The sequence below is a fragment of the Enterococcus sp. E4-150 genome, assembly GCF_035726465.1.
In the GTDB taxonomy this organism is placed as follows: domain Bacteria; phylum Bacillota; class Bacilli; order Lactobacillales; family Enterococcaceae; genus Enterococcus_B; species Enterococcus_B faecium.
On the sequence record NZ_JAPRGK010000005.1, the window covers coordinates 169169 to 180684 of the forward strand.

Consider the following 11516-nt stretch of genomic DNA (forward strand, 5'->3'; position numbering starts at 1 on the left):
TTACAAATATGATTGCGTTGCAACAATCAATACTTTTGTTCGTTTTTTGAGATGATTCCTTAATTGATGTTGTTTTGTCGCTTGATAATAGATCGACTGTCCTGCTTTTGCCACATAGACCGTCTCTCCTAAGCTTAACTCTAATTCCCCTTCTAATACAAAAATAAACGTTTCAGATAATGAAGGTTCAAACGTCTTATATTCTCCTGCACCTTCAAAAGTCAGCAAGACAGGCTCCATTTCTTTTTCATTCGAATCAGCCACGAGCCATTCCAATTCATACCCGTTTTCTTCATCGAAATAAACCGTATGATCTTCTTTTGAATAAACCACTTGCAGATTCGCTGCTTCTTGATGAAAAAATTCTTCTGGAGTCACACCTAAGACTTCAAGAATAGAAAAGAATGTTTCCATTGATGGTGAACTTAAATCTCGTTCCAACTGGGAAATATACCCTTTTGACAAATCTGTGCGTTCGCCTAGTTCTTCTTGTGTCAAATTCTTTTGGATGCGCAAATTTCTTAACTTCTCACCAATTTCCATAATTTCCTCCGAATCGAAGTTTTCTAATAGTAAACTTCCTGTTTACTACCACTCGTATTAGTATACGAAATTTATTTAAAAAGGCAACCCTTTGTAAAATTTTTTTTGCTGAATATTTCTTTATCTTTTGGAATAAATTCTAGTTGTTTGATTTTTTATTTTTCACCTAATTTTTGTCTAAATTTACGGAAGAACAACAATAAAAGAGTAGGCTTTATGGTATGATAAAAGAAAATTTTAAAAGGAGTGTCTCACGAATGAACGCTTTTCGATCTTTTCAGGTAATAAAGGAACCTATTTTCCATACAGCAATCAGTGATCTGCCATTTACTGAATTGGCTGAAAATGAAGTCTTGGTAAAAATTGCCTATTCTGATGTCAATTATAAAGATGCATTGGCAATGAGCGAATCTGGTCAGGTGATACGAACCTATCCGATGACTCCAGGGATTGATTTATCCGGAATTGTCGTCCAAAGTAACAATCCACGTTTTTCAAAAGAAGATCTTGTACTTGCTACTGGTTTTGGGCTTGGTGTCACCTATCCAGGCGGTTACAGCCAATACCAAAAAGTACCAGGAGACTGGTTAGTCCCTCTACCGAAAAATATGACACTGCGTCAAGCGATGATTTTTGGTACAGCAGGGTTTACTGCTATGTTGTGTGTGAACGCTTTAATCCGTCAAGGTATGACCTCCGATAAAAAAGTTGTCGTTACTGGTGCTTCTGGCGGTGTAGGCAGTACAGCGATAGCCCTGTTACATAAACTAGGATTCCAGTCAATCATTGCCTTTTCCAGAAAAGAAGAGTCTGTCACATGGCTAAAAAGTCTAGGTGCTTCTCAAGTCGTACGACCTGATGAATTTCTGCCAGAGACAACAAAAGCTTTAGGAAAACAGCAAATCGACTATGTCATCGACACAGTAGGTGGCGAGCAGCTAAGCAGTATTCTTCCATTGATCTCTTATAACGGTGCAGTAGCTTTATGTGGCAATGCTGGGGGAATCAAACTAAACGCGACTGTCTTGCCTTTTATTCTGCGAAACATCCAGTTGATTGGAATTGATTCTGTCAATGTACCAATAGATCAACGTCTTTCTTTATGGCAACAGATGGCGGATTTGCAGATTGCAGATGAACTGGTCGTCCAAGAGATTACTCTGGATCAATTGCCTGAAACAGCATCTAAACTACTTGCTGGAACACACCAAGGAAGAACACTAGTAAATGTAGGTGACCATAAATGAAGATTCTAATCACAGCTGGAGGAACGACTGAAAAAATCGATCAAGTACGTGCTATTACAAATCATTCGACAGGACGATTAGGGCAAGCATTAGCTGATTATTTAGCTGCCAATCCGGATACCACAATCGATTACGTGACTACGAAACAAGCACTGAAACCGAAAAGACACTCCAATATAACGATTTATACGATCGAATCTGCACTGGACTTATTTTTACAATTAGAAGCACTAACGAAAAAAGAACACTACGATGCGATTATCCACAGTATGGCAGTCAGTGATTTTACTCCTGCTTTTAGTTTTTCAGAAGAACAGCTGGCAAAAAACCTACCCACTTCTTCAACGCAAGAAGAACTGGACAATTGGTTTGCGGAAAATGAACAGACAGATACCACTGTTTCAAAGATCTCTTCTGACACCGAGCATCTTGTGCTCGTTTTGAAGAAAACACCAAAAATCATTTCTTATCTACGTGAATGGCAGCCAAAAGCAAAAATCATTGGTTTCAAACTATTAGTAGATGTACCAAAGGAATCTCTTCTGGCAGTCGCAAAAAATAGTCTGATAAATAACAAAACTGATTTTATTTTCGCAAATGATTTGACGGAAATCCATGGCGAGACACACCACGGCTATCTCTTATCTAAAGATGGAACAGTGGAAGAAGCTCAAAGTAAATCTGAGATTGCTGCATTGATTACTGAGAAAATTAGACTGGAGGAATCAAAATGAAAAAGATCTTACTAGGCGTTACTGGAAGTATTTCTGCTTACAAAAGCGCTGATCTTACAAGTCAATTCGTCAAATTAGGTGCCCAAGTAGATGTGATTATGTCTAAAAGCAGCACACATTTTATCACGCCATTAACCTTGCAATCTCTGTCGAAGCGCGCAGTCCATACAGACGTCATGCAAGAATCAAATCCGCAGGTAATCAATCATATCGAACTAGCAAAACAAGCTGACTTGTTTCTCATCGCGCCTGCTACAGCAAACATTATCGGCAAGCTAGCAAATGGCATTGCAGACGATCTTCTTTCAACAGTCGCAATGGCGCTTCCAGTGGGAACACCAAAATTGATTGCCCCTGCCATGAACACGAATATGTATCAAAACCCGATCACTCAGCGTAATCTGGAAACATTGAGATCTGTCGGCTATCAGGAAATTGAACCAAGAGAATCTCTTTTAGCTTGTGGAGATTTTGGAAAAGGTGCCTTAGCTGATATTCAGACGATCATCGAACAGGTCATGCTGACTCTTAATGAAAGAAATGCATAGAAAAAAGGAGTACTTATGAAAAATACAAAAAACTTTACATTAACTGCGATGTTTTTAGCTATTTTGATTTTATTAGCTGTTACGCCTTTAGGTTTTATCCCTATCGGTCCGATCCATGCAACAACCATGCATATTCCTGTAATCATTGCTTCGATCGTTTTAGGACCAAGACTAGGTGCTTTTCTTGGCGGTACATTTGGACTGATCAGCATGATCCGTAGCACAGTTATCCAAACACCTTTGTCTTTTGTCTTTTCTCCGTTTATCCCAGTCATCGGAACAGAACATGGAAGCTGGAAAGCCTTGCTGATCGCGTTTATTCCTCGTATCTTGATTGGGGTGGTTCCTTATTTCGTTTATAAAGGTCTGCGCAAACTAATGAAACAAAAAGCAGATTCCGTTTCTTTATTCTTAGCTGGACTTTCCGGTTCATTGACCAATACGATTTTAGTAATGAATATGATCTACTTTTTATTCCAGCAAGATTATGCCAAAGTCATCGGAACAAATTTAAATGCTGTTTATTCAGCTATTCTAGCGGTTATTCTTACAAGTGGTATACCTGAAGGAATCGTCGCAGGTCTTGCGACTGCAGCAGTATGCAATGTCTTGTTAAGATACTTCAAGCACCCTTCTCTTACTAACTGATAGTCATCGTAGCCGATCTCTGATTTTTTTCTCTTTTGGTGTTACTATTGAATGGAAAGATTTGACGTCGAAAGGATGATCCAAATGAAAATTTTTGTTGTAGGTGCAAACGGACAAATTGGCCGACACCTGATAAAAGATTTAGCTCCAAGTTCCCATGAAATTTTTGCAGGGGTGAGAGATGTCGTTTCCCAAACATTAGTAAAAAAAGAGAATGTTTCGTATGTCTCTTTTGATTTAACTTGGTCCGTGGAAAAAATGACCGAAGCATTCAAAGGCATCGATGTATTGATTTTTGCTGCCGGCTCTCAAGGAAAGAATCTTCTGCAAGTAGACTTGGATGGCGCAATCAAAACAGTGATCGCAGCTGAAAATGCGCATGTCTCTCGCTATCTGATGGTCAGTGCTGTTTATGCAGATGAACCAGCAAAATGGCCTGAGTCCATGACAGATTATTATATTACTAAACATTATGCAGATGAATGGCTGAAACGAACTAACTTAGATTTTGTCATTCTTCAACCAGTCACATTGACTAACGATGAAGAAGTTACTTCCATTCAATTAACTAAGCCTAATGAGAAGGCATCAAAAACGATCACTCGCTCTACAGTTGCTGCTGTACTTGCCGCTCTAGTGGAAGAAACGGATATTTCTCGTACGACTCTAGTACTTTCTGAAGGTAGCAAAGAGTTGAATACAGCATTCCAAGAATGGGCAAAGGAGGAATAGATCCATGCGTGCCATTTCAATCAAGCATCCTGGTTCTGTAGATGTATTAGAACAAATTGAAGTGCCTGTTCCTAAACCAAAACAAGGCGAATTACTGATCAAAGTCCATACAGCAGCTGTCAATCGAACAGATATTATGAAAAGAGAATCAGTCTCTTTGAAACCTCCCTACCCTATTTTGGGAGTCGAAGTAGCTGGAGAGGTAGTTGAGAATAAAAGTGATATCTCCACTTTTACTCCTGGGACAAAAGTATACGGATTAGTCAATCTAGGTGGTTATGCCGAATATGCTGTGATGCCTGCCGATCGTGCAATCCTTCTCCCTGATACGCTAGACTATGTTTCTGCTGCTGGAATCTCAGAAGTTTTTTTGACTGCTTATCAAACACTTTACTGGCTTGGAAAATTACAAGAAGGCGAAACTGTCTTGATCCATGCAGGAGCAAGTGGTGTGGGAACAGCAGCGATCCAATTAGCTAGACAGCTTTCTCACGCGAAAATCATCGTTACTGCAGGATCAGAAGAAAAACTCGCCTTTTGTAAAGAACTTGGTGCAGATGAATTGATCAACTATAAAAAACAAGACTTTCAAGAAGAGGTACGAAAAATCACTGAAGGTCGGGGAGTCGATGTTATTTTGGATTTCATCGGCGCTTCTTACTGGGAAAAGAATTTAGCTTCTATAGCCGTTGATGGACGTTGGGTCTTGATTGGTATGCTAGGTGGGACCATCGTGCCTGAGATAGACCTTGGTGTATTGATTGGGAAACGTGTCCAACTGCTTGGTACATTATTGACACCTAGAAGTGATCAGTATAAAGCAGAGCTCGCACAAACTTTTATGCAAAAAGCTGGGCCTTTTCTAGAAAATGGCAAGATTCGGCCAATCATTGACCGTACATTCCAATTCAGCGCAGTCAAACAAGCGCATGAATATATGGAAGCAAACAAAAACATCGGAAAAATCATTTTGAAGATAACTGAATAAAATCATGCTGATCAAAAAAGAGGCTGGGACAGAAGCGTTTAACTCCAAGAAATAAGAAGAAATTCACGAAAATTGCTTTTCAAATTTTTGTGAATTTCAGCTTATTTCCGAAGGAGTTGCTTCTGCTTCCGCCGTTTATACGTGTTTAGAGCGTGAGACAAAAGTGTTCTTTACTTTTGTCCCACGCTCTTTTTCCGAATAAACGGTGTTCAAAAGCTTGCATCTGCGGTAATAAGTCCAACCAAGTTAAAAACATAAGAAGCTGTTTTTACTTGGCTGTTCTTATTACTTGATGCAGGGCAGCTTTTTCACAACCTCTTCACTAAACAGTGTTCAATCAGCTGACCCTCGGTATTAGCTCAAAAAACGGCAAAATATGAGGAACTATTTTGCCGTTTGTTTCTCTAATACTCAGGTCAAAACGCTGATTTCACAACCTCTTTTTATTTACGTTCTATTTCATTCATTTTCCGAAGCAAATCGAGCTGCTTGTATGCCCGCTTGTCGCCCAAAAATAATGATCTCCGCAACTGAATTTCCACCGATCCGGTTGTTTCCATGTAAGCCACCTGTGACTTCACCAGCAGCATATAACCCCCTAATTGGCTGGTTTTCTTTATCTAATACTTCAGTGTTCGTATTGATTTTCACACCGCCCATCGTGTAATGGATTCCTGGTGCGATTTTGATCGCATAATAATTCGGAGACGATAAGTCATGTTCCATGGCTGTGGCACGGTTGAATTGAGCATCTTTTTTCTCCGCAACATCCGTATTCCATCCATCAACTGTTTTTGCTAGTGTTTCTTTTGGTAAATCGATTTTTTCTGCTAATTCTTCCATTGTCTTTCCAGTTGTGACATATCCTTTTTGGTCATAAAATTCAATAGCTGTGGCACGATCACGCACGCCTTGGTCAAAAATCAAATAAGCTGATTTTTCAGGCAATGCTGTAATTGCTGCAGATACTTTATCCCTTGTATCCATTTCATTGACAAATCTTTTCCCCTCTTGATCGACCAAGATTGCTCCTTCTCCGCGAACAACCTCACCAATCAAGACCCCCTCATCCTGCTGCACAGTTGGATGAATTTGTATTTTATCCATATCAACGGTTTGTCCACCTAATTTTTCAATCATGGTGATACCATCTCCAGTTGATCCTTCTTGATTTGTCGTAATATAATCAGCTAAATCGGGACGATATTTTTCAATAAATTCTTTGCTGGCACCAAAACCGCCTGTGGTAACTACGATTGCTTTTCCGGTGACCTCTTTTGGTTCTTCTCCTTGAACATGTACATTCACTTCATTGACCGTTTCCCCATTTTTCTTAATGTCTGTCACATCTGCGTTGACAAAAATAGGGATTTCCCGCTCATGGACGTTATTCAATAACCCCTCCACTAAGTATCCACCAATAGCCGAGCCATCAGACGGACGATGTGTCCTCTTTTCACTCATCCCTCCAGTGATCGTTAAGTTGTCCAGTTTGATACCGTTTTGATCTAGCCAATCGACCGCATCAGCAGAGTGATCGACAAAGTATCGAAGCATTTCTTTATCATTCGTTCCTCCACCACCTTTTAGCGTTTCTTCATAGAAGGCATCATTCGAGTCTTTGATTCCTTCTTCTTTTTGAAATTTTGTTTCTGAAGCATTCATACCGCTTGATGATTTAGATGTGTTTCCTCCGGCAACAGGCATCTTTTCCAAAATTACTGGATTCAACCCAGCATCTTTTGCTTCGATAGCTGCTGCCATCCCTGCACCACCAGCTCCAATAATCACGACATCATAAGATTCTTTCATTTCTTTTGGATCTGTATATACTTGTTCAGAAGCGCCTGATGATACTTTGGCAGATTCCTTCGTACTAGAACTTGTCTGCGCTGTATTTTTCTGATCTGCGCCGCATGCGCTCATAGCAAGAAGTGCAACGGCTGTTAATAAACCAGCAACTAATTTTTTCATTTGTATCCCCCTTTTCTCCTTATACTATATTAAGTGATTTTTTTCACAATATCAACTCTGTTTTTCTTTAAGTCATATAGCTTTGGTAAACACACGCTTCTTAGTATAATTAAGGATATACATGAAGGAGTTATTTTATGAATCATTTGAAAACCTTTTTTACGAACAGTACAAAAACTGCAGGTAGAATCACAAACGGAATCTATATTTTATTACGTATCATCGTCGTTATTATGCTAGTGGATCAGGTCTGGAACCAACACTGGGGAAATACAATGCTTTTATTACTGACACTAATTTTATTTGAAATCCCTTATTTTCTGGAAAAGATATTAAAGATACAGATTCCAAATATGCTAGAAATCATTTTGTTATCTTTTATTTTTAGTTCAACAGTTTTAGGTGAGTTAAGTGATTTTTATGGCTATTTTTCAATGTGGGATACTTTTCTACATGCATTCAGCGGATTTTTAGCTGGGGGTGTCGGCTTTTCCCTTGTTTATTTGCTCAATAAAAATACAAAAACCATGAACTTGACTCCTTTATTACTAGCAGTTGTTTCCTTCTGTTTTTCGATGACAGTTGGTGTTATGTGGGAGTTTGTGGAATTTTCAGCAGATAAATTACTGCAATTCGATATGCAAAAAGATACGATCATCCAGCAAATCAATAGTGTGGAGTTAAGTAAAGACGGAAACACTGTCTATCATGTTCCAGATATCACTCGGACAATCATTGAAAGTCAAAATGCAGATGGTAAAACAGATAAAACAATCATCCAAAATGGTTACTTAGACGTAGGAATCATGGATACTATGAAGGATTTATTTGTTAATTTTATTGGAGCAGTTGTTTTCAGTGTATTTGGTTACCTCTATAGTCGAAACGATTACCAAAAATTTACGTTCATCAAGAATTTTATTCCTAAAAAAATCAAACGATAAAACATGCTAAAAAACAAGAGAAGGGGCAGTGACAATACTTTTGTCACTGCCCCTTCTTTTTTGAATGTATGGCATGCCATTAGTTATCCGATAGTATTAACTCAAAAAAGTAAGATATGAGGAATGACTATTTCGTTTTTTATCCCAATACTGAGGACTTATTTCACTATTTCGTTATTTATCTAATTTACTTAAAACCTGCATAACTTTTTCATAATCTGGATTAGGTGTGCCGTCTAGATTTTCAGCAATAAAAGTAAAATCCATTTTTTTATAAAGAGCAATCGCCTGATGGCTCCATGTCTGTGTGTGAAGATAGATTGGTCCGTCCGTATGGAGGGTAGGAAATTCTTGCAAGACTCTGGCAGTCAATGCTTTTGCGAGCCCTTTTCCTTGGTAATCTGGTTTCACTGCTAACCAATGAAAAACCGGATACACTTGCTCTCTTGATTTTTTTCGCCAAGCGGTACAGGTTGCTACTTTTTCTCCTTTTTTTGTCTCTACAAAAAACATCCTTCTTTCAAGTTCTTCAGGATAAGGAGCAAAGTTTTGTTGAAAATACTCAAGTGCTTCATCTGTCGTTTGAAATTCCCCAACGGAAGTCTCAATCTCCGCCCAAGCAGATTCATCTTCTTTTTGATAAAATCGAAATTCAAAACCTTCCGCTAAAGGCGTGATTGGAACATTTTGTTGAAGTGGTCTTGTCATCCAGATTTCTGCGTAAGGTAACGTTTTATCTAACATTTTTCTATCCCTCCTCGTCTCCATTATGCCAAATAACATATGACTCAGCTACTTATTTGACTATAACAGATAGAGATATAAATCAGAACCAGTCATCTGCGTCAAATTCATTTCGATTAGCGTATACCCATGTTCCTGCCATACCTCGCATGTAATCTCCTAAAGCAGAAGAAGAAGGAATACCTCCACCAGGTGCGGGTGTTCCCGGACTAGGAAGTGGTACTTGCGGCTGTGGATGTTCATCGGTAGAATCAATAGTTGACAAGCGTTTTTTCTTCGTTTCCTTCTGGTCATCTGATTCATTCTGATCTTCCGACTGTTTAGCAACAAATTCTTTTTCTGATTGTTGTTTTATTTTAGGCTCTAAAATTTCATTTTCCAATCCAGAAACTTGTGGGGCCAAATGAGCTTCTTGCCTTATCGTTTTATTAGATTCTGAGATTTTTCTAGATATTCTTGCTGGCTGTAAATTTCTTGTTTGTTTTACTTCCCCTGTTAGAGAAACTGCATGAGCCATTTGTTGTTTTTTTTCTGACAAGCTTTCTTCTTGTCTTTTTTGTTCTTTTTGATCTATCTGTTTGTTTAATGGTAAAACATGTAATAGCGACTGAGCATGGAGTTCTTGGAGTGAATACGGGTCATGATAACTATACATAATCGTAAAATCACCTGTTTGTTTAGTCAAATAACCATCCTCCAATGGTTCTCCGTTGATTGTAACCGATACATCCTTTAACGGTACGGGTTTACCTAAGGAATTTGTTGCTGATTGGATCAACTCTTCTTTGTTTATTTTTTCGTTTGGATGAACAATAAGATCATGACCTTCTAATGAACGATTGTCTGGTATATAAACATAAGTAAAGGTAATTTCCCCTCCTGATTGCTTCCTACTATTCATCAGTTCTGAGTGAAGTACTTCAAGGATCTCCGACCAGTGACTTTTTCTGTCTAATCCGTTTGCTTGCATCCAATCAGAAATAGAAGTGACTTTTCCGTCTTGTTCATAAGTCGATAAATCTATATTTGGCACTCGATCAGAAAATTCAGCAGGTAGGCGCAAATCAGGAATACGATTTACACTACTCATATGTGTTTCTGCTTGAAGTTCTTTATTTGTTTGACTATCTATAAAATGAGTGATGACAGTCGATGAAGCAACAGATGCTTCTACATAAACTACAGCTGTTGTTTCCGCCACATTTGATGTTTTCGAGTCTATATAAGTTAATACAACGGGATATTCTCCCGGGGTTGTAGTATCTACTGTCCCGTTCATTTTGATTTCTTCTTTATTTCCTGAAGTTCCATCGCTTTTTGTTACATGTTCAACAAGATCCTTAGTGGCGTAACTCTCTCCTGTTCTTAAGTGAAGATCTTTTCCTTTGATAGCTGTTTGATCAGCACGAACATGGATCACAGCAAATGCAGTCATTGTTTTTAAAGCAATTGGATCAAAATAGGACAAGGAAATAGTAGATGTTCCTGTATTAGTCGTATCCACGATATTCCCATTGTTTGAAATTACTTTGGACATATCTCCTTGTGTTCCATCTGCGTTCTTCAGCCTTTCTACCAGATCAGATATCGAAACTTTTGTCCCTGCCAGAACATCGATTTTCTTTCCTTCAAACTGTGAATAATCTTTTCCATATACATAAGAAACTTGTGCGCTTCCACCGTCCTTCACATCTGTCAAAGCATGATTCAAAATATCAGTGATCTGTTTTAACTGATCACCTTTTGTAGGATCAGTCATATCGGAAAAGATAGAAAGCGGCACACTGCTTCTGGTTTCCGATGTCCATAATGTTTTGTTAGGAATTAACCAGTAGTGGTTTATCGTTGGAGGATAACTGACTTTATTATAGGAAGTCAATGCAGGAAGTAGCTGTTTTCCATTTGCATCAGTGAAAGTATGAGTAATAGCGATAGAGGAATCAGTGGTCTCAGAAACAGAGGTACGTACGACCTTGATGGTTTGTGCCGTTGCCTGAACGGGTACATGCATATAGACACCTACAGATAAACTGATCAGCATCGTGCGCATCATAAATTTAACGTAGTGTTTTTCAGAACACGACCGTTCCTTATCTAAACGACAAGCGTGTTTATTTAGTTGTTTTGAACGTCTTTTTGAACACAATTTATTCTTAGTCCTCCCTACTCTTGTCTAAACATGAAGTAGTAATTTTCATAAGATGATTTCATTATATAAATAAAATCAAAAGAAGATGGACTATTAGGAGAGTATTTTTTTTTGATTTTTTATCGTTTCAAGAAAATCAGTCAAGTCCATAATCCTGTGTAAAATACTATACAATGTTTTACCGGTCTCTCATTGATCAAACTTAATATATTTTCTTGTAGAACTGAGCCATTCGTCATGAAGGTCCATAAGGACAGCTCCAATT

General features: G+C 38.4%; 11 protein-coding genes. 7 read left to right on the top strand and 4 right to left on the bottom strand.

Annotated elements, in window-relative coordinates; translation table 11 throughout:
• Positions 1 to 543, bottom strand: coding sequence for a helix-turn-helix domain-containing protein (locus OZ002_RS06475; protein WP_002287040.1), 543 nt, complete (start codon positions 541 to 543; stop codon positions 1 to 3).
• Positions 544 to 800: 257 nt separating this feature from the next.
• Between OZ002_RS06475 and OZ002_RS06480 the strand changes: the two genes are divergently transcribed.
• The 6 genes from OZ002_RS06480 (at position 801) to OZ002_RS06505 (ending at position 5440) form a co-directional block, all read left to right on the top strand.
• Positions 801 to 1790: an oxidoreductase gene (locus OZ002_RS06480; protein WP_043952274.1), complete on the top strand. Its 990-nt coding sequence runs from the start codon at positions 801 to 803 to the stop codon at positions 1788 to 1790.
• On the top strand, positions 1787 to 2524 hold the full coding sequence (locus OZ002_RS06485) for a phosphopantothenate--cysteine ligase (protein ID WP_002293460.1): 738 nt from the start codon (positions 1787 to 1789) through the stop codon (positions 2522 to 2524). The genes OZ002_RS06480 and OZ002_RS06485 overlap by 4 nt, the downstream gene beginning before the upstream one ends.
• Positions 2521 to 3072: a phosphopantothenoylcysteine decarboxylase gene (gene coaC / locus OZ002_RS06490; protein WP_002287045.1), complete on the top strand. Its 552-nt coding sequence runs from the start codon at positions 2521 to 2523 to the stop codon at positions 3070 to 3072. Before OZ002_RS06485 ends, coaC begins: the two co-directional genes overlap by 4 nt.
• A 15-nt stretch (positions 3073 to 3087) precedes the next feature.
• Positions 3088 to 3720: an ECF transporter S component gene (locus OZ002_RS06495; protein ID WP_086324602.1), complete on the top strand. Its 633-nt coding sequence runs from the start codon at positions 3088 to 3090 to the stop codon at positions 3718 to 3720.
• A gap of 84 nt (positions 3721 to 3804) precedes the next feature.
• On the top strand, positions 3805 to 4452 hold the full coding sequence (locus tag OZ002_RS06500; protein WP_043952289.1) for an NAD(P)-binding oxidoreductase: 648 nt from the start codon (positions 3805 to 3807) through the stop codon (positions 4450 to 4452).
• A 4-nt stretch (positions 4453 to 4456) separates the two neighbouring features.
• Entirely contained in the window at positions 4457 to 5440 is a 984-nt protein-coding gene (locus OZ002_RS06505; RefSeq protein ID WP_002287048.1) for an NAD(P)H-quinone oxidoreductase, read from the top strand.
• 459 nt (positions 5441 to 5899) lie between these two features.
• Here OZ002_RS06505 and OZ002_RS06510 read toward each other — a convergent pair whose 3' ends face one another.
• Entirely contained in the window at positions 5900 to 7414 is a 1515-nt protein-coding gene (locus OZ002_RS06510) for a flavocytochrome c (protein WP_043952276.1), read from the bottom strand.
• Positions 7415 to 7551: 137 nt separating this feature from the next.
• Between OZ002_RS06510 and OZ002_RS06515 the strand changes: the two genes are divergently transcribed.
• Positions 7552 to 8358: a hypothetical protein gene (locus OZ002_RS06515; protein WP_002287053.1), complete on the top strand. Its 807-nt coding sequence runs from the start codon at positions 7552 to 7554 to the stop codon at positions 8356 to 8358.
• A 174-nt stretch (positions 8359 to 8532) separates the two neighbouring features.
• Here OZ002_RS06515 and OZ002_RS06520 read toward each other — a convergent pair whose 3' ends face one another.
• Both OZ002_RS06520 and OZ002_RS06525 read right to left on the bottom strand, forming a co-directional pair.
• A complete protein-coding gene (locus OZ002_RS06520) occupies positions 8533 to 9102 on the bottom strand; it encodes a GNAT family N-acetyltransferase (RefSeq protein WP_043952277.1) in 570 nt (189 codons plus the stop codon).
• A gap of 82 nt (positions 9103 to 9184) precedes the next feature.
• On the bottom strand, positions 9185 to 11248 hold the full coding sequence (locus OZ002_RS06525; protein ID WP_325082956.1) for a bacterial Ig-like domain-containing protein: 2064 nt from the start codon (positions 11246 to 11248) through the stop codon (positions 9185 to 9187).
• Positions 11249 to 11516: the final 268 nt, after the last annotated feature.